Consider the following 19001-nt stretch of genomic DNA (forward strand, 5'->3'; position numbering starts at 1 on the left):
CTCGCGCGTCGGCCAGGGAGAGGACGGGAGGAATTTGATCGTGGAGGGGTGCATGGGGTTTCAGGAACACGTGGAGCGGACCGCGGGCGACGTGGTGGGAGAGTTTTCGGCGGACGACGGGATATACGCGGTGACCTTCCGCATCGACAGCGTCGATCAGGATCCGAGGTTCCCCTACGTGGCGGTCGGCTATACCACCGAGGCCTACGCCGCCGAGCAAGCCGGCCTCGCATCGGATTCCTGGGAGGCACGCTGGAGTTATGCGTCGTTCCCGGAGACAGGGATCGAAGGAGTGCGGGAGGTAGGACGTGATCCGGCCGTCGCGGACGCGCACCGGCGGGAGGCCGAATCCCGAGGGCTCTGGTACGAGGACGACGACGAGCCGGATCACCGTGATGAACTGCTCGTGGAGTGGTTCCACGAGGTGTGCGTCGGGGCGGCCCGACACCTCCACGAGAGTGGTCGGATACTGAAGGTGCTGGGCCGGTCTGTCCCGGTGATCCTGTACGACATGTTCGACCCTGACGCGATGTTCGGGCTGACCGCGGACGCCAACCCGGCCGAGCTGGTCGCGGAGTTCATGACCGAGGCCCCTCGCTGACCGGCGCTGTGACGGACGTGGTTCGCCGGGTCGAGAGGGAGGACCGGAGTGTTCGTCGAGATCGTCTTCGTGGGGCTGCCGATCGATCGCGACGACGTCGAAGAGGCTCTGGAGGCGGCGTTCGAGCCCGACGGCGAAGTCACCGGCGCGGGCAGCGGCTTGGGCCGTTGCCATCTTGACCTTGAGATCGCGGAGGGCTCGGACACCACCGAGGCCCTGCGGCGGCTCCGGGCGGTGCTTCTCGAACTGGGGATCGCGGACTGTGCGACCTTGAACATCGGCGAATGATCAAGTCGCCATCCTCGCTCGGCCGTCCCATCGGATGCTCTTCTCGTTGTGGACGCGGGTGCGCTCGCGACGCTAGCGGGCACCGGCGTTGCGCCAGCACAGGCAGGCGTGAAGTGCCCGGGGCTGCGCGAGGTGGCTGCTGTGGTCGGAGTCGGGTGGTGAAATGCCGCAGCGGCCCGAGACGGAGATGTCTCCGCACCGGTGCGGACGCAGTGCACGTCAGTCCGGGAGGGCACCGAGCTGACGCAACTGCGAGAGGACGTCGACGACTCCCCGGATCTCGGCGATCCTCCCGTGGGCGAGACGGAAGATGAAGACCTCGTTGTAGGCGACGGCCCTTCCGGTGGGCGCCAGGCCCTGGTACTCGCCCCGGTGAGTCCCGGTCACCGTGTTGCGGGAGACGATCTTGTCGCCCTCCGCGATCGTCTCCTCGACGGTCACGTGGAGGTCTGGGAACGCGCGTAGGAGTACCGCCCACACGCGCTTCAGCGCCTCCGCTCCCGTCGCGCGCATCGGGACCGGCGCGTGGAAGAGCACCTCCGGTTCGACGAAGTCGTCGATCGCCTTCGAGGCGATCTCAGGGTCGCCGCTGTTCATGGCGGATTGGAAGCGGCTGAGCGTCTCCCTGTTGTCCGCGGCTTGGGTCGCCTGCATGCGGGTCTCTCCTCTGTTCTGTGCCGGGCATGGCTCTCAGCAGGAGGACGAGACAGCCGCCGCGCATGTGACACGAGCGCGCAAGACGATGGGGAGGCGCTGCTCCGCGCGTCGCCACGGCCCGCGTCGCCGGCCCGGAGACCGTGCCCGGTGAGCGGCCCCACCCGCACCAGCTGTCGTCCGCCGCTCCCGGTGCCGTCGAGCACGCCTCGGCGGCCCGCTCGCCGTTGACACCACCAGAAGCCTTCCCTACGGTGTCTCCTCGCGGTTACATCGTTGTAATCGAGCAGCGCCCACCCAGCTGGAACGAGCTTCTCCCCTAAGGAGCCATCCATGCGCGCCCCCCACACCTCCGCCCTCCGCCGTTGCGCCGCCGTCCTGGTCGCACTCCTCGCACTGCTGACCGGTCTGCTGAGCGGAGCGCCCGCGGCGTCGGCGGGTGACGCCGGCGCAGGGCGGGCCGCGGCTGCCGGTACGTTCCGCAATCCGTTGAACACCGGGCCCGACCCGTTCATGACGCACTGGAACGGGATGTACCACCTCACCGCCACCCAGGGCGACAGCATCCGGATGTGGCGCTCGCCCTCCCTGGGCACCTTGCTCGCCGCGGACCCGGTCACCGTCTGGACCGATTCCGACGCCTCGCGCAACCGCAACATCTGGGCGCCGGAGTTCTACCGGTTCGGCGACCGCTGGTACCTCTACTACACGGCCGACGACGGTGTGGACGACCACCACCGCCTGTACGTACTGGAGTCCGACCGGGACGATCCGGCCGGCCCGTACCACTTCAAGGCCAAGCTGGCGCCACCCGACCACGCGAACGACTTCGCCATCGACGCCGGAATCCTGCAGCACGACGGCCGCCTCTACCTGGCCTACAGCGGGATCAACCAGTACCAGCACAACGGCCTCAACATCGCCCCGATGTCCGACCCGTACACCGTCTCCGGCGACGCGGTCGCCATCGACGGCGCCGGCGGCTGCCCGGAAGTCCGTGAGGGGCCGGAGTTCCTCTACCGGAACGGCCGGACCTGGATGACCTACTCCGCCTGCGACACCGGCAAACCCGACTACCAGATCCAGATGATGTCCCTGCCGTCGAACGCCGACCCCCTCAGGCCCGGCAACTGGACCCAGCACCCGGGGCCTGTGTTCTCCCGAGCCGATGACCGGGGTGTGTACGGGCCCGGTCACCACGCCTTCTTCCGGTCACCCGACGGCGCCGAGGACTGGATCGTTTACCACGCGAAGACGACGTCCGACTACACCTATTCCAACCGCACCACCCGTGCGCAGAAGTTCACGTGGAAGGCCGACGGCAGCCCCGACTTCGGCCGTCCCGTCGCGCTCGGAGCCACCCAGGACCTGCCCTCCGGCGACCCCGGAACCGGCACCTACTGGATCAACGACGACGGACGGTCGAGTGGTGACGGGACCGTCTCCTACACGGGCACCTGGAACTCCGGGACCGGATGTGCGGCCCAGTGCTTCTGGGGCGACGACCACTGGAGCGACAGGGCGGGCAACACGGCGACGTACTCGTTCACCGGCACCCGTATCGCCCTGCTCTCCGTCCGCGACACCGGCAACGGCATCGCGGCCGTGAGCGTCGACGGCGGTCCGGAACAACGTCTCGACTACTACGGACCGCTCCGCACGGGCGAGACACTGCAATACCTCAGCCCCGGACTCCCGTACGGCCGGCACACGGTGAGGGTCCGGGTCACCGGGGAGCACAACGACCGGTCGGGCGCCTCGTTCGTCAGCATCGACCGCGCTGAGGTCTACACGAACTGACCGTCGCCCCGTTCCCCGCCGAGCGCCGCCATCCGTGTCCGACGCATGGTCGTCAACGGTGGACAGACGATCGTGGTGCGCCGACGGGACCGGAGAGGTGGAGCGCGGTCCCGACGGTCGGACCACGGAGGCCCGCGTGAGCGGCAAGGCGCGGCCCAGACGTCGGGATGTTCTCCCCAGCCCGAGACCGGCCGGTGGATCGCGCGTAGATTGGAATGGGAAAGCAGCCTCGCTCACCTATCGCGGAGAGCGCGTGATGACGGCGGACATCAACTTCGGCGCCTTCTTCGACGCCACGCCGAGCCCGTATCTGATAATGGACACGGACCTGGTGATCACGTACGTCAACACGGCGTATCTGCACACCACCCGGCGGACCAGGGAGCAACTCGTCGGGAAGTACTTCTTCGACGCCCTGCCGGAGCGCCCCGGCCTCCCCGACGACGCACAACAGAACCTGAAGGCATCACTGCACCGGGTTCTCGACACCGGTGAACCGGACACCCTGGTGCTGCAGAGGTACGACATCCCCGCACCCGACCAGCCGGGCGGGTTCGAGGAGCGGTGGTGGTCCTCGATCCACACGCCGATCGCCGGGTCCGGCAGCACGGTCAAGTGGATCGTCCAGCGAGCCGAGGACGTCACGGATTTCGTGCACTCACGCCGCGCACGCCAGCTGACCGAGGAGTTCACCGAGCGGGAGAAGGGAATGGCGGCCGAGCTGTACGCACGGGCCGGCGAGCTGTACCGGCTGAACCAGGAACTGCGCTCGGCCCACGCCCGCGAACGGCAAGTAGCCGTCACCCTGCAGGAAGCCATGCTCTCCGTCCCCGACCTGGACCGGCACGACGACAACATCGCCGTGCGCTACCGGCCCGCGACCACATCGCTGAACGTGTGCGGAGACTGGTACGACGTCGTCGACCTGCCACCGGACCGCTACGCCGCGGCTGTCGGAGACGTCGTCGGCCACGGTCTGCACGCCGCCGCGGTCATGGGTATGCTCCGCAGCGCCCTGAGCGCGGTCATCCGTGCCATTCCCAGTCCCGCCCAGGCCCTCGAAGTCCTCGGCCTGTACGCCCGTTCGCTGTCCGGTGCCACGGCCGCGACCGCGGTCAAGGTACTCATCGACACGCGCAGCGAGCTGATCATCTACAGCAGCGCCGGGCATCCTCCGCCTGTCCTCCGCCACTCCGACGGGACCTGCGAACTGCTCGACCAGGCGACCGATCCGCCGCTCGGCGCCCGTCCCCACCACGTGCCCCGCCCGCAGACGGGCCTCCCTTACACCCGGGGGGACACGCTCGTGATGTACACCGACGGCCTCATCGAGCGCCGCGACGAGGACATCGACGTCGGCCTGGCCCGCTTGACCACGGCCCTCGCCCAGGAAGGCGCTCTCGCCCCCGGCCGGCTGGCCGATGTGCTCCTGGACCGTCTCGGCGTCGCGGGGGGTGCCGCCGACGACATCGCCCTCGTCGTCATCCGCCTCTGATCCGAAGCACCCGCGACCCGTCCACCCGCTCCTGGTCGGTGACCTCCAGGCCGACTGTGTGCACGTCACCACCCATCGCGCGCAGTGCCGCCGCTGTCTCCTCACCCCGTCGGAGATCCCTGGCACCGAGCAGCACCGGCATGCCCAGCGCGGCGAGCTGCTCGGCGACGCCTCTGCCGATGCCCTTGTTCGCCCCGGTCACCAGCGCGACCTTCCGACGCGGCCCGGGCTCGATGTCTGACCCGACCGGTCACATGCGGATGGACGCGACCGGTTGTCGGACCACGTCAGTGCCAGGCACAGGCGATCAGCTGTCCGCGGAGTGGGCGTCGGCAAGGGCCTCGCCGAAGAGCCGTCCGGCGAGTTCTACGCAGCGCATCCGGGCAGGAGAGAAGTCGTAAGGCATCTTGGTGATCGCCGCGGCGGCACTCATCTCTTTGCCCTCCTCCCCTTTCAGGTCGGCTTCGTAGATCTCGAAGATCTTCTCCTCGGCCGCGTCTGGACCAGCTGCCTCGATGGCCTGATTCAGGGCCATTTGGTGAGTGCATCGCTGTACGGCGAGCTCTTCGACGCGCGGGTCGTCGGGTTCGACGCCGTCGTCGAGGGCGGCCTCGGCCGCCTCAAGACGGTCCTCCTCGGCCCGCAGGTCGGGGTGGGTGGCCAGCACGATGAACGTGCCGGCCTGCATGGCGGCGCCCAGCGGCCCGAAGATCCGTTCCGTGACCAGCAGGGCGTCCAGATCGGAGGGGCGCAACGCGCCCGGGGGCAGGTGGCTGAGCCGGTCCGTGACCAGTTCGGAGAGCAGCCCCAGCGGGCTGCCGACCGCTTGGAGGCGCTGGACAGCCGCGCGCCGACGTTTGATGGCGGCCTCCTGCGCTGCCAAGGTTTCCTCCAGCCTGCTCAGGACCGACTCGATATCCGGGGCTTGCTCCAGGGCCCCGTCTCCAGCTTCGTCCCGGACTTCGCCGAAGGCGGCCCGCATGTCGTCCAGGCTGATACCGGCATCAGCCATCTTGCGGATCCACAGCAGGCGGGTCATGTCGTCATAGCCGTAGCGGCGGCGGCCGTCCCCGCCGCGCGCGGGCTCCGGCAGCAGACCGATCTCGTGGTAGTGGCGGATGGCGCGTGGGGTGATCCCGGCGAACGCAGCGGCATCACCGATCTTGACCTGCCGGGGAGGCGTGAGGGAGGGGTACATCGCAGACAGAGCCTTTCGTGCTGTGGTGCCCCGACCCCACCACATGCCGCTACGGCATGTGCAACAACCCCATCCAGGTGCCACCGGAGCCAGGCCCCAGCTGCCGCCGGGACCGATCAAGAACGACGACCCATCCGGGAACGCAGAGTGACCACCGGCGACTCTGACACGCGGACGGCAGCAGGGTGGCCGGGACTCAGGGGCGACCGCCCGCGGGTCCGGTCAGTGGTAGGCGTGGACGACCGCATGCCCCTTGCCCCGGCCGATCATCCACTTGTTCAGCGGAGTCGTGACGAGGAAGGCGACGGCGAGGCTGCCCAGGAGCGCCGACCAGAACAGTCCTTCGGTCAGGTTCGCGTCCATAGCGCCGGGGACCAGGGCGATGATGCCGTTGTCGATCAGTTCCATCACGGCGATGGACACCGTGTCGGCGGCGAGCGCGACCTTGATCGCGGTCTTGAGGTCCAGGCCCGCCCGGCGAACGGCGAACAACGTGAACGAATAGCCGAACACGAAGGCGAGGGCGATCGCCAGGACCATGGTCGGGACGTTGCCCCACATCAGGGCGGTGCCGACGACCATGCCTAGGATCTCGCCGACGGCGCAGCCGGTCAGGCAGTGCAGTGTCGCCTTGGCGGCCATGGGCCATGACGCCCCCGCCGCGTGCCGGTCGTGAGGCCCGCCGCCGTGCTGGTCGGCGGCGAGGTCGTGCGCGGGATCGGCGTGGTGCGTGCTGTGATCCATGACCATCATCCCCACTTCCATCCAGTGTGGACCCGATGCCGGGCCCTCACCCACTGATGACAACATACCCCCTGGGGGTATTTCCGCTCCAGTGGTCCGCGTGGGGCGCCGGGATCCGGGGCGACAGCGGGCGGCTCGTAGGTCATCAGCCGCCCCGGGGCCGGGCGGACTCCCTGATCGGCGCTTCCCCGGTGCCGTGCGCGACCGGGCCCGAGGCGCGGAAGGTCCGCCGGTACGCGGAGGGGGCGACTCCCGCCTCCGCCGCCAGATGTCCCCGCAGTGACGTGGCGGTGGCGAAACCGACCCCGTGGGCGCCACGCCCCACCGGCAGGTCGCAGGAATCCAGCAGATGCCGCGCCCTGCGGCGACGGCAAGGGCGAGGGCAAGCGCCGCGGCGAGCAGAACCGGCTGAGCCGCACGCAACCGTCGAGGCTGAGGCGGCCCGGGCCCGCACAGGGCCTGTGGTCACCTCAGTCGTGCTACGGGCCGGGCCGTCGCCTCCCTGGCGTGAACGCACGTCCGTACGCGGCGGGTCGTTCCGGCTACCGCTCGTCGGCCGGCAGGTTCCGCCCAGATGTCCGGCCGGCGGGCTGCTCCCTCCGACCGGACCTGCGGAACACCCGCATCCCGATGAGGACGAGGAGAGCGAGGCCGGCTGCCGCGAGGACGACCTTGGAATAGGTGGACACGTATCCGGAGACCACCTCCCACCGCTCGCCGAGAAAGAAGCCGGCCAGGACGAACGCCGTGTTCCACAGTGCGCTGCCCAGAGTGGTCAACGTGAGGAAGACCGGAAGGGGCATACGCTCCACTCCCGCCGGAATCGAGATGAGACTGCGGAACACCGGGATCATCCGGCCGAAGAAGACTGCTTTGGTGCCGTGGCGTTCGAACCACGCCTCCGTCCTCTCGATGTCCGTGACCTTCACCAGCGGGACCTTGGTCGCGAGGGTGACCATCCGGTCGCGTCCCAGGGCGGCGCCGATTCCGTACAGTGCGAGTGCGCCGACGACCGATCCGATGGTCGTCCACACCAGAGCCGCGTAGAGCCCCATCCCGCCGACGCTCGCGGTGAAGCCTGCCAAGGGGAGGATCACCTCGCTGGGCAACGGCGGGAAGATGTTCTCCAGCGCGATGGCCAGCCCGGCCCCCGGCGCCCCGAGGGAGCTCATCAAGTCGGTCACCCATCGGGTCGCGCCACTGTCGATCATGCGGGCCACGCTAGCGATCCCAACCTGAAGGCATCCTGAAGCGGTCCGGCCGACGATCCAGCCGGCGGGAGGAGCCCGGGGCCCGCCCGGTGGCCGGCTTCCCGGCCACCGTCAGCTCTTGCGGTCGTCCCCGCCCCACGGGTGCCGCATCCGGATCCACACGTCACGGGCCTGCCGTCCCGCTCGTGTCCGGCTGTGTGCGACGAGCACCCGCGCTTGTTCCGGGGTCTCCACCATGGGCCCGGAACCGCGCAGCGGCTTGCCCGCCGTCTCGTGCAGGAAGAAGGAGGAGATGAGTCCGACGACGCCGGCCACCATGAGGTAGTACGCCGGAACCATGTCGTTGCCGGTCGCCTCGACGAGGGCGGAGGCGAACAGCGGGGTGGTCCCGCCGAACAACGACACGGAGATGTTGAAGGCGATCGACAGGGCGCCGTAGCGGATACGCGTCGGGAACAGCGCCGGCAGCGTCGACGCGGACGTCCCCGCGAAGCAGACCAGGAGCAGTCCGAGAATGCCGCACCCGAACGCCGGCAGCAGGATGCCGCCCTCCCGGATGAGCAGGAAGGCCGGGATCGCGAACACGATGAGCGCCGCGCTCCCGGCCATGAAGACCGGTCGCCGGCCCCACCGGTCCGACGACCTGCCGACCGCTGTGATCATCAGCACCACGAGGAGCATGGTCCCGAGGACCAGGAGCTGCGAGGCCGTCTCCGGTTCGCCGAGCGTCTCGGCCATGTACGTCGGCAGGTAGGAGGTCACCATGTAGTTCGTGACGTTGTAGAGCAGCACCAGACCCATGCAGATGAGCACCGCCTGCCAGTGCTTGGTGAAGATCTCCTTCAGCCGGCCCTTGCCGGACTGACGTGCCTGTTCGACGGGGTCACCCTCCGACAGGGCTTCGGCCTGGGCTTCCTCCTCACGCTGGAAGACGGGGGTCTCCTCGAGCTTCAGCCGCATGTAGAGACCGATCAGGCCGAGTGGTCCCGCGACGAAGAACGGGATGCGCCACCCCCAGTCCGTCAGCCCCTCCGTACCGATCGTCGCCGTCAGCACGGTGACGAGGCCGGACCCCAGCGAGTAGCCGACGAAGGTGCCGAAGTCCAGCCAGCTGCCGAGGAAGCCGCGGCGCTTGTCCGGCGCGTACTCGGCGATGTACGTCGTGGCGCCGGCGTACTCGCCACCGGTGGAGAACCCCTGTACCAGCCGGCACACCAACAGCAGCAGAGGGGCGGCGAATCCGATCGTCGCGTAGGAAGGGAGGAAGCCGACCGCGAACGTGCTCGCCGCCATCATGATCATGGTGACCGCGAGGACCTTCTGGCGTCCCACCCGGTCACCGAGCGGGCCGAAGACCAGTCCGCCGAGCGGCCGTACGAGGAAGGCGGCGGCGAACGTCGCGAACGTGGACACCACCTGCGCGCCCGGCGAACTCGACGGGAAGAAGACTTTGCCGAGGGTGCCCGCCAGGTAGGCGTAGACACCGAAGTCGAACCACTCCATCGTGTTTCCGAGCGCAGCCGCCGTCACGGCTCGGCGTACCTTCGGTGGATCGGTGACCGTCACGTCCTCGGCGGTCAGGGCCTTCTTGCGGCGCCGCAGGAGCGTCCGCACCATCTGGTCCGTCGCCCTCCGGTCACCCCGGCGCCGGGGAACGCGCGGCTGTCGTTTCGGTCCCGGCATGAATGCCCTGCCCTCCGCTGTAGCACTGATCGTTTCGTCGTACCAGTCGGCGCCGTCCTCCTGTCATCACCGGCAGGCCCACCTTCTCCGCCTTGCCTTCGGAACGCTGTGCGACTGTGCCGAAGGGGTGAGCCAGGCGACCCGTATGGACGACGCAGGTGTTCACCGGAGTGCGCTCGGCCGAGTCGAGTCGCGGGGGTGAGGCCGATGCCGATATCCGCTTACGCGCCCGGGCAACGACGACTTCTTCATCCTGAGCCGCGACCTCGTGTCCTCGCCTCACTGGCCCGTCACCGGTTCACGAACGTCGTGGGGGACGCGCCACTCCACGAGTGTGCCGACGGCCGGAGGCTGAAAGCGGGCGGCGGCACGCAGTGGCGGGCATGGGCGACGTCCCACCACCTGGCGGTGGTGACTGCGGAGCTCGCGACCTGGGCATCTCCGACTGGTTCCGTGGCCTCTGGGCATGGATGGTGACGCTCTCCGGGAAGCATGCCGCGGATCCGGGCTCCGGTGGTGCCCACTTGCCGCCCGGCGTGTGATCAGGTCCCGCTCCATGAGCAGCCCCACCGCGCGCGCCGCCGCGAACGTGCGGAGGGGCCGGAGGTCCGCCACCCTCACATGTTCTCGGCGCCGGCTCTGATGGCTTCGCGGATGCGGAAGTACGTGCCGCAGCGACAGATGTTGCGGATGCCGTCCAGGTCGGCCTCGGTCACCTCGCGGCCTTCCTCCGCTGCCCGGCGTACGACCGCGACGGCTGCCATGATCTGACCGGGCTGGCAGTAGCCGCACTGGGCGACATCCTGGTCGAGCCATGCCCGCTGCATCGGGTGCAAGTCCTCGGCCACCGTGCCCGCCAGCCCCTCGATCGTCGTCACCTCGTCGGTCGGCGTCAGCCTCCCCACCGGAATCGCGCACGGATTCACCGCCTTGCCGTTGAGGTGGCTGGTGCACGCCTTGCAGACGTTGATGCCGCAGCCGTACTTCGGACCGGTGACGCCCAGGACGTCACGCAGCACCCACAAAAGCCGCACGTCGTCGTCGATGTCCACGGTGACCTGCTCGCCGTTGAGGCGGAATGTCTGCTCGGGCACGAAAAACTCCTCACATCAGTAAGCGTGGTCCAGGCCATCTGTCGGGGACTGCGGGACAGGTGGGGTCGTCGGCTTCGGCTCGAAGGAAAGCGTGCCGTGGTTGATGGGGAACGTGGTGGGCATCGTTCCGGTCGCGCGGCCGTACGCGCAGGCGACCGCGGCCATCGACGCGGCGACCCCGAGCTCTCCCGCACCACCGGGCTTCCCCGTGGTGTCGGGCATGATGACGACGTCCAGCTCGGGCGGCGTGTTCCATTGCCTGGTGTAGAAGTAGTTGTCCCAGCTCGCCTCCAGGAAGTACCCGTCGCGCAGGTGCAGGCTGGAGGTCAGGGCCAGCGCGATGCCGTCCATGGCGCAGCCCGTCATCTGTGCCTCGAGTCCGCGCGGGTTGACGGTGAGGCCGGCGTCGACGGCGACGACCACCTTGGTGACGCGGGGCCCGGTGACACCGTCGCGGACGGGGCGGTTGACGGTCTCGGGCCGGCAGTCGATCTCCACCAGGACCGCGCTGACCGCGTGGTACTCGGAGTGGAACGCGATGCCCTGCGCCGTACCGTCCGGCATCGGTCTGCCCCAGCGCCCGACCTCGGCCACCTTCTCCAGCACGGCGGTGGACCGCTCGTCCTTGAGGGCGTCGCGCCGGAACCGACAGGGGTCCTTCCCCGTCTTCGACGCCAGCTTGTCGATCATGAGTTCCCGGGCGCAGGTGACGTCGGGGGAGTAGACGTTGCGCATGCTGCCCGTGTTGAAGCCCTTGTCGGTCTCGTTCAGCAGACGGCTGCTGACACCGAAGTCGTACGGCATCGACTGGGAGAGCTGGAAGAAGGTCTCCGAGAATCCGAGATCGGCCACCGGCAGCCTCGCGGCCATGGCGGTGAGAATCTCCCCGAAGCCGTGGCCCAGGTCCGTGGCCACGCTGGTGTGCCGCTGCTTGTAGCTGAGGACGGTGTCTCCGACGTAGGCGATGCGCACGCGGGACGTGGCCATGGGATGGGTACGCCCCTGACGGGAGTCGTCGGCGCGATGCCACATCAGTTTGACCGGTTTCCCGATCTTCCGGGAGACCTCCACCGCTTCCAACGCGGCGTCGAAGAAGAGCTTACGTCCGAAGGAGCCGCCGCCCTCGGTGACATGGACCGTCACCGCGCCGAGCGGCAGCCCGAGTTCGGCGGCGATCGCCTGCTTCGCGACGATCGGCGCTTTGAGGCTGGACCAGACCTCGGCACGGTCGGGCCTTACGTCGGCAATGGCACAGTTGGTCTCCAGCGCACTGTTGCTGCGGAAGTGGAAGGTGAACCTGCCCTCCACGCTCGGAGTCAGTGGCGGGAGTCCCAGGGGAATCTCGGCGGCAGCCAGTTCCTGACGTACGGTCTCGTCGGACTTGCCCTCCGCGCTCCCGGGCTCCCACGACACACGGAGAGCGCGTACGCCGTCGATGCACTGGCCGAAGGTTCGGGCGCGCACGGCCACACCGGTGGTGATCACGACTACGTCGGTGACACCTGGCATGGCCCGGACCTCATCGGCGTTGGCTACGGATCCGACCTTTCCGTTGATGGTCGGCGGACGGCACACCATGGTCGGGGCTGCGCCCGGGACGGCGAGGTCCATGGCGAACTTCTTCCGGCCGGTGACCGCGTCGAGGGCGTCGATCCGTCCCTGCGGCCGACCGATGACGGTGAACTGCCCGGGTGACTTGAGTGCGGTGCTGACCTGCCGGGTCCGTAGGCCCGCTGCCTTCTCGGCCAGTGCGCCGATGGTGGTGCTCCTGCCTGCAGGGCCCGTGATCACCCCCGCTCTGATGGTGAGTTCCGTGACGGCGGCGTCGAGTGCGACCGCGGCGGCTTCGAGTAGTCGGCCGCGCGCGATGGCGGCTGCCACCCGGACGGGCGTGTAGGTCGCGATGGTCGTGTTGGACCCGCCGGTGAGCTGGTTGAAGACGAGTTCCGGGCGCGCGTCTGCCAGAGTGACCCGGACGTCGGCGAGCGGTACGTCCATTTCCTCGGCGATGAGCATGGCCGTCGAGGTGGTGATGCCCTGTCCCACCTCGGCCCGCGGCAACGCGAAGGACACCGTGTCGTCCGTGTGGACCTGGACCGTGATCAGACCGGAGGTCGGCAGGGCGGCCGCGGACATGACGTCGTTGAGGTCGACCAGTTCCGTGATGTCCGCAGAAGGGATGCCCCCCGAGGTTTCGTCGGCCCGGGCCTCCGCGGCGGGCACGAGTTCGGCGGCCGTCACCAGCGTCGGTGCTGCCAGTACATATCCCAGGAACCGTCGTCTGCCCAGAGCAGGGCTGTCGGAGGAAGGCCGGGCGGGACGGTCAGCACCAGGCATGGGCTGCCTCTTCTCCTATGTGCCTCTGCGGAGTTGGGTATCCGGGGGTCTGGGGGAGGCATCGACGTGTCTTCCCGCTGCGCTGCGATCTCGTCGACGGCTGCATGTGTGCGGTTCGGCTCCGGGTGGGGTGACGGGGCAGTGGGTCGCCAGGGGCGGTGGGGGCCGCCCCTGGCGGTGACGGGCGGTTGCCCGCAAGGGGGTTGGCGTCCGTGTCGTTCAGGAGGGGCGGTTCATGTCCGGGATGTCGATGGCGATGGGCCGGCCCTCGGCGAGGAAGAGCAGGACGAACCTACGGAGCGCTTCCTCCAGTGTCCAGAGGACCGCGGGGACGGCGGGAATGGGTATCAGACCTTCACGGAAGGCCACGAGCAGCGGCCAGGCCGTCGCGATCAGCCGTTCCAGGACAGGCTGCTTGGACAGGCCGATCATGTCTCCGACCTCGCCGCCCAGTGTGTACCTGGAGAACGCGCTGATCAGAGGGCGTGTGAGCCCGGCGTCGAGCTCGGCCACGATACCGAGGAGGACTTCTGTCAGTGCTTCCCCCTCGGGAGTGTGGCCGAGGATCGGATCGAGGACCTGCTTCGACTGGGCGTTGGCCGCGTCCCAGGTGGCGGGGATGTACTCGTCGCTGACGCCGAGCATGTGCGCGCTCACCTGCCACACGTGGAGATACGCCTCGGAATCAGCGGTGCCGACCCGGACACCCCACTCCTTCATCTTGCTCATGACGAAGGTGGCCAGGCTGTGCCAGGTGACCATGATGTCGGCCTGGCTGATCGGGATCTTCTGGCCGCCGCTGGTCTGTGACCAGGCGGGGGACTGCGGCAGCAGGTGGCGCACGGCGGCGTGCACCATGCGGGTCTTCACGGCGGTGACGATCATCGAGCCCTGCGGCAGGTAGGCGTCGAGGTCCCCGATGTCGTAGCCGAGCCGCGCGGTCTTGGCGATGCGGTCCTTCATGTCGGCGCCACCCTTGGAGTAGTACACGGCGCGTGACTCCCTGGGTATGGCGGTACTCATCAGGCCACTGCCGAGGCCGTACAGAGCCCCCACGTAGATCCCCTTGGTCTTGCTGAACCGAGCGCCGCGGTCGAGCCGCGCCTTGTCCGCCCAGGACGGCATGCGACGGGCGCTCTCCATGAACTCCCGCAGGTCCCCCGGGAGTCCGTCGGGCAACGGCTGGTCGTTCCGCGTCCATTGCTTGAGCAGCGCGTTGACCCTGGACACCTCGCCGCGGTCGATCACTGCCGCGAGTACCGGGTCGGCTTCCTCGTCCCACACGTACTCCGGATCGACCCCCACGCCCGTGCCTGCCACCGACGCGCTGGGTGACCACGTCCACAGAGGCCGGGCGAGGGCCGGCGAAGCCGCCCCCAGCGCCCCGACGGCCCCCAGGGCCCCGCCCGCCATCAACATCTTGCGCCTGCTGAGTCCGTCCATTGTCCTGAACTCCTTCGTGAGTCCTGATCGATGAGAACCGTGCCGTGACGTGTGAAACGTGACGTGCGGAAACGTGAAGTGCGAACGTGGACGTGCGAGCCGTGAGCCGTGGTCTGCGAGTCGCGAAGCGCGACATGAGACGTCGCGGAACGGCGTCCGGCACCGGTGCGGGTCCCGCTCACGCGAATGGATCTCCGGTGCCCGGTCTCGCGGTTCGCCTCACACGGAGGCTCGTCCCGGCGACACGGTCCTCCATGTCGGCCCCGTCCCTGGAGTGGTGGACGGAGCGCGCTTCCCTGGGGACGGCGGTGCCCACGGTGACCGGGCACCCGCCGGCGACGCGGCCCCCAACGCCCCCACGGCACCTGAGGCTCCGCCCGTCATCGACATCTCGCGCCTGTTGAGTCCATCCATCGCCTCGAACTCCTCCTCGAGTCCTTCAGCCTGACGTTCTTCGACTCGTACAATGAAACACACGCGGCATCTCTGTAACACCAGGGGAGCACAGGCAGGGTGGGAACGCCAGGGTCTTTTCGAAAGTCAGGCGACGTCGGCGGGATCCGGCCTGTGGGCCTCACGGTGCCCTCCGGCGCCACATCCCGTGCCGGTACCCGTTCTCGGCGCACGCCGGCCGACCCGGTCGCATCGCCAGGTCTGCGACCGTGGGCCGGCGTACGCCACTCGGCAGCCACCGCCGGCCGTCATCTGCTCCTCGGAAGCGAAGGGTCCTCGCCCGTCCGGGAGTGGCCCGGGTCTTCGAGCGTCACTCGATGGCCCGGTATTCAGGGGACGGGTGGGTCAGCTCGGGGAGTTCCACCACGTATCGATTTCCATGCGGGGCCGGCATCGCCCAGTGCCACGCCTCGACGTGAAAGGCGAGTCCATGGAACGGGGTGTCGTCCGTCTCGTACGGGTAGCGCTCCAGGGCGGCTTCCCGAGCCTGGGTCGGCGTCAGCCCACCGTGATGCTGCATCACCCATGCGTAGCCAGGGCGTAGGTGACCGTCAAGGAGCCAGGCTTCCGGAGCGGCCTGGACTCCGAGCCGCCGGTCCCAGCCGGATCGAGGTATCCACTCACCCGGAGGCAGAAGAAGCGCGCGGCTGACGTGCCGCGACCCCGTGGTCGAGCGTCACCCCATGCGGGGTCCCTGGTCCGGAACCACGGTGGTCCCCAGGGAGTCGCCGGACACGATGCCGCGTAGCGCGGAGTTGGGTACGCGTCCGTCCAGGATGTGAGCGCTGCGGACACCGGCACGGACGGCCCTCAAGCAGCCTTCCATTTTCGGGAGCATGCCGCTCGTCAGCTCAGGCAGCAGCTTCTCTGTCTCCTCGGTCGTGATCCGCCGGATCACTTCGGTGCCGTACGGCCAGTTCGCGTACAGGCCTTCGACGTCCGTGAGCATCACCAGCTTCTCCGCGTCGAGAGCCACCGCCAGAGCCGCCGCCGCGAGATCGGCGTTGACGTTGTAGACCTGCCCGTCCGTTCCACGTGCCACGGGGGAGATGACAGGGATGTGATCCTGCTCCAGGAGCGCACGGACGGTATCAGCGTTCACGTCCACGACTTCGCCGACCAGCCCGATGTCCACGGGTTCGCCGTTCACCCGGACCGTTCGCCGTACGGCGGTCATGGTGTGCGCGTCCTCACCCGAGATCCCTACCGCGAAGGGCCCGTGCGCGTTGATCAGGCCCACCAGCTCACGCTGTACCCGACCCGTCAGTACCATGCGTACGACATCCATCACCTCCGGGGTCGTCACGCGCAGGCCCGCCTCGAAGCGCACCTCCAGGTCGAGCCGTTCCAGCATCGCGCTTATCTGGGGGCCGCCGCCGTGCACGACCACCGGGAGCAGGCCGGCGCCCCGCAGGGTCACGACGTCCTGCGCGAAGGTCGTCCTGAGTTCCTCGTTCACCATGGCGTGGCCGCCGAACTTGATCACGACGACCCTGCCACGGAGCCGCTCGAGCTCCAGCCGCTCCATCAGGAGCTGATCCCCGACGGCCGCGACCTGGTTCGTCGCCTCCGCCGTACCGAGTGACTCCATCTGTATTCCTGTCCCGCTCATCCCACGCTCACTCGATGCCAGGCCCTCGTGCGGGCGGAACTCTGATGGGCGCCAGGTGTGTTGCCCGGTCCGAAACGGATGGGTTGCCAGCCGAAGCCGGGTGCGCCGACGACGGTTCGGCGTAAAGCCCCCGACTCCACGGCCACTTAGGTCAGCCTAACCTGAATGGTGGAGTGGTGGTGGGGAATCCATGATGTCGTCAGCTCGTCAGCTCGTCAGCTCGTCCGCTCGTCCGGGATCACCGTCGTGCACCGCGTCACACCGCCGCGTGAACCCGATGGGTACGCGGATCCGCGGCACGAGGACCGAGGAGGCCGGGACCTCGTTCACCGAGATGACGGTTGCGGGCCCAAGGCGTTGCCCACGGCGCAGCCGCCCTCTCCGGGCATTCGCTGAATACGCGAAGGCACCCATACCTCCGTGTCTCCGGGGGCCACGCGGGCAAGGAGGCAGTCCTGCGCGTCGAAGCCGTTGCCCCTGACGGACAGGAGAACGCCGACCATTCCGCCGTCCGCCTTCACCTCGCTCCGGATTCCCGGATGCAGGTCCAGGGCAGCGAGCGTACGGCGTACCTCGGCCTCGTCCACCCGGCCGCCCTCCGGCACCCTCGGAAGCTTCGCGCGGAGCTCCTCGTACGGCAGTGGGGGCGCTTCGGGCGGCGGGGCGAAGGCCTGCGGAGGGCTGTCCGGGCAATCCACGTCCCGAGGGGCCTCACCCCACTCCGACTTCGGCGACACCCGCACCGCGAAACAGCGCTGCACGGTCACCTCCTCGGGGGCGAGCCAGCCGTCGTACGCCGAGCCGGACGTGCGGACGACCACGTCGATGCCATCCCCGTCGTGTGTCGAAGTCCCCCTCACCCGCAGTACTTCCACCCCGTCGATGCCCGCAGCGGAACGCCCGACCTCCTCCGCCGTGCGTGGACTCTGGCCGTAGAGCCGCTCCCCTGCCTTCCTGGCGGCCTCGCGTGCGGCGTCCGCCGCCTCGTCCTCGGAGGACTGCACCACCCCGCAGCCGAGGGCGAACAGTAACAGCGGTGAGAGCAGGAGGAGTCGACGCATGTGTCCACCATTCCGGTGCCGCGCGTGGCGGACAACCGCTCGCGTACTGGGAACCGGCACAGGCGATCGTACTCAGCCGGGGCGCTTGTGGACCGGCACGGTGGACATCCCGGTTCGTCCTGTCCCACGGCGTCGTCCGTGGGGCGTCAGAGGGCCGGTCTCCACTCGTTCCAGCCGCTCCTGGTGACCACTGGGGTGACCTCGCCCTGAGTCCGCCACGCGTCGGCGGCGTGGTCACCGATCCCGTTCCTTGCCTTCTGCGACCACGCGCTGTTCACTGTGCCGCGCGGTAACGACCGGTCCGCGCCTAAATGTGAAGACACCGCCTCGTTCCCGCAGGGCGAGACCGACTGGAAGGCACGCTGAACATGACTGGGCAACAGGACCGCTGGGCGGAACTCACCGGGGGCCGAGCGGGGGAGGAGTACGCTCGGCGCTTCGCGCGTCTCGTCGCATCCGGCCACGACGTCCACGGCGAGGCCACGTTCTGCGCCGCACTGCTGCGGCCCGAAGCCCGGGTGCTCGACGCAGGTTGCGGCACGGGCCGGATCGCGATCCGGCTCGCGGAGCTCGGCTACCACTGCACCGGCGTGGACGTCGACTCCTCGATGCTCGCCGTCGCGCGCCGTGAGGCCCCCGGGCAGGAGTGGCTCCTCGGCGACCTGGCCCGCCTGGACACTCTCGGTCTGAAGCCAGACTTCGACCTGGTGCTCGCTGCCGGAAACGTCATCCCCCTGCTGGCCCCGGGCACCGAGGCGGTTGTCATCCGTCAACTGGCCGCCGCGCTGCAGCCCGGCGGTCTCCTGGTCACGGGCATGGGTCTGGACGCGGCACACCTGCCCTTGCCGGAGCCGCCGCTCACACTTGCGGACTTCGACCACTGGTGCACCCAGGCCGGACTGACCCTGCGACAGCGCTACGCCACCTGGAGCGGGGACCCCTATCAGGACGGATGCGGTTATGCCGTGAGCGTGCACTCCCGCCCCGCACCCATGGGTCGTCCATGACCGGCGCCTGAGCGGGGGGAGGACCGCGGCGCCCCGGAACGGAGGAGACCGCTACCGGTCGGAGTGAGGCCGGCGAGTCCGGACAGGTGGCCCAGGATGCCCTGGTCGCCTGGCGCGACGACGGCCGTGCTCGCCTCCGCCACCGGTTCCAGCAGGCCGTCGACGAGGGTGATCTGCCTCCCGGCGCGGACCCGGAACTGCTCCCCGATACGTCATGACTGTGGCGAACGGCATCGCCGTCCAGGCTGCCGGCGGCGCCACCCGCTCCGAACTCCAGCAGGTGGCCGACGCGGCGCCGCGGAACTGGCCACCCGTCTGAC

The 19001-nt window shown here is 69.0% G+C and carries 19 protein-coding genes; 7 read left to right on the forward strand and 12 right to left on the reverse strand.

Going from position 1 to position 19001, the window contains the following annotated elements; genetic code table 11:
• The first annotated feature begins 52 nt into the window (after window positions 1-52).
• Window positions 53-601: a hypothetical protein gene (locus tag LWJ43_RS32075; protein ID WP_277335670.1), complete on the forward strand. Its 549-nt coding sequence runs from the start codon at window positions 53-55 to the stop codon at window positions 599-601.
• A 48-nt stretch (window positions 602-649) separates the two neighbouring features.
• Complete coding sequence (locus tag LWJ43_RS32080; protein WP_277335671.1) at window positions 650-889, forward strand: hypothetical protein; 240 nt, start codon at window positions 650-652, stop codon at window positions 887-889.
• A 219-nt stretch (window positions 890-1108) separates the two neighbouring features.
• Here LWJ43_RS32080 and LWJ43_RS32085 read toward each other — a convergent pair whose 3' ends face one another.
• A complete protein-coding gene (locus LWJ43_RS32085; RefSeq protein WP_277335672.1) occupies window positions 1109-1543 on the reverse strand; it encodes an ester cyclase in 435 nt (144 codons plus the stop codon).
• A 333-nt stretch (window positions 1544-1876) separates the two neighbouring features.
• Here LWJ43_RS32085 and LWJ43_RS32090 point away from each other — a divergent pair, with 333 nt between their 5' ends.
• Both LWJ43_RS32090 and LWJ43_RS32095 read left to right on the forward strand, forming a co-directional pair.
• Window positions 1877-3343, forward strand: a complete 1467-nt coding sequence (locus LWJ43_RS32090) for a glycoside hydrolase family 43 protein (protein WP_277335673.1) — start codon at window positions 1877-1879, stop codon at window positions 3341-3343.
• A 256-nt stretch (window positions 3344-3599) separates the two neighbouring features.
• Window positions 3600-4838, forward strand: coding sequence for a PP2C family protein-serine/threonine phosphatase (locus LWJ43_RS32095; RefSeq protein ID WP_277335674.1), 1239 nt, complete (start codon window positions 3600-3602; stop codon window positions 4836-4838).
• Here LWJ43_RS32095 and LWJ43_RS32100 read toward each other — a convergent pair.
• The 11 genes from LWJ43_RS32100 to LWJ43_RS32155 all read right to left on the reverse strand — a co-directional run bounded on the left by LWJ43_RS32100 (window position 4825) and on the right by LWJ43_RS32155 (window position 17674).
• The gene (locus LWJ43_RS32100) at window positions 4825-5040 is read right to left on the reverse strand and encodes an SDR family NAD(P)-dependent oxidoreductase (protein ID WP_277335675.1); all 216 of its coding nucleotides are present in this window, start codon (window positions 5038-5040) and stop codon (window positions 4825-4827) included. The two genes, LWJ43_RS32095 and LWJ43_RS32100, sit on opposite strands and share 14 nt — an antisense overlap.
• A gap of 105 nt (window positions 5041-5145) precedes the next feature.
• Complete coding sequence (locus tag LWJ43_RS32105; RefSeq protein WP_277335676.1) at window positions 5146-6036, reverse strand: MerR family transcriptional regulator; 891 nt, start codon at window positions 6034-6036, stop codon at window positions 5146-5148.
• Window positions 6037-6258: 222 nt separating this feature from the next.
• A complete protein-coding gene (locus tag LWJ43_RS32110; protein WP_462100928.1) occupies window positions 6259-6780 on the reverse strand; it encodes a DUF4396 domain-containing protein in 522 nt (173 codons plus the stop codon).
• A 542-nt stretch (window positions 6781-7322) separates the two neighbouring features.
• A complete protein-coding gene (locus LWJ43_RS32120) occupies window positions 7323-7991 on the reverse strand; it encodes a DedA family protein (protein WP_277335678.1) in 669 nt (222 codons plus the stop codon).
• Window positions 7992-8102: 111 nt separating this feature from the next.
• Window positions 8103-9608 carry a glycine betaine/L-proline transporter ProP gene (gene proP / locus LWJ43_RS32125; protein WP_277335679.1) on the reverse strand — a complete coding sequence of 502 codons (1506 nt, stop codon included), beginning with the start codon at window positions 9606-9608 and terminating at the stop codon, window positions 8103-8105.
• 683 nt (window positions 9609-10291) lie between these two features.
• Complete coding sequence (locus tag LWJ43_RS32130) at window positions 10292-10768, reverse strand: (2Fe-2S)-binding protein (protein ID WP_277335680.1); 477 nt, start codon at window positions 10766-10768, stop codon at window positions 10292-10294.
• Window positions 10769-10783: 15 nt separating this feature from the next.
• On the reverse strand, window positions 10784-13105 hold the full coding sequence (locus tag LWJ43_RS32135; protein WP_277335681.1) for a molybdopterin cofactor-binding domain-containing protein: 2322 nt from the start codon (window positions 13103-13105) through the stop codon (window positions 10784-10786).
• Window positions 13106-13324: 219 nt separating this feature from the next.
• Window positions 13325-14548, reverse strand: a complete 1224-nt coding sequence (locus LWJ43_RS32140) for an oxygenase MpaB family protein (protein ID WP_277335682.1) — start codon at window positions 14546-14548, stop codon at window positions 13325-13327.
• Window positions 14549-15311: 763 nt separating this feature from the next.
• Complete coding sequence (locus LWJ43_RS32145; RefSeq protein ID WP_277335683.1) at window positions 15312-15521, reverse strand: hypothetical protein; 210 nt, start codon at window positions 15519-15521, stop codon at window positions 15312-15314.
• 156 nt (window positions 15522-15677) lie between these two features.
• Window positions 15678-16529, reverse strand: a complete 852-nt coding sequence (argB, locus tag LWJ43_RS32150; RefSeq protein WP_277336053.1) for an acetylglutamate kinase — start codon at window positions 16527-16529, stop codon at window positions 15678-15680.
• Window positions 16530-16939: 410 nt separating this feature from the next.
• Window positions 16940-17674, reverse strand: a complete 735-nt coding sequence (locus LWJ43_RS32155) for a translation initiation factor IF-2 (RefSeq protein WP_277335684.1) — start codon at window positions 17672-17674, stop codon at window positions 16940-16942.
• A 368-nt stretch (window positions 17675-18042) separates the two neighbouring features.
• Between LWJ43_RS32155 and LWJ43_RS32160 the strand changes: the two genes are divergently transcribed.
• The 3 genes from LWJ43_RS32160 to LWJ43_RS33165 all read left to right on the forward strand — a co-directional run bounded on the left by LWJ43_RS32160 (window position 18043) and on the right by LWJ43_RS33165 (window position 19000).
• A complete protein-coding gene (locus LWJ43_RS32160) occupies window positions 18043-18681 on the forward strand; it encodes a class I SAM-dependent methyltransferase (protein ID WP_277335685.1) in 639 nt (212 codons plus the stop codon).
• An 86-nt stretch (window positions 18682-18767) separates the two neighbouring features.
• On the forward strand, window positions 18768-18899 hold the full coding sequence (locus LWJ43_RS33160) for a hypothetical protein (protein ID WP_462100929.1): 132 nt from the start codon (window positions 18768-18770) through the stop codon (window positions 18897-18899).
• Window positions 18896-19000: a TetR family transcriptional regulator gene (locus LWJ43_RS33165; RefSeq protein WP_462100930.1), complete on the forward strand. Its 105-nt coding sequence runs from the start codon at window positions 18896-18898 to the stop codon at window positions 18998-19000. The genes LWJ43_RS33160 and LWJ43_RS33165 overlap by 4 nt, the downstream gene beginning before the upstream one ends.
• Window position 19001 lies beyond the last annotated feature (1 nt).

Source organism: Streptomyces sp. JH34, from assembly GCF_029428875.1.
Lineage (GTDB): Bacteria > Actinomycetota > Actinomycetes > Streptomycetales > Streptomycetaceae > Streptomyces.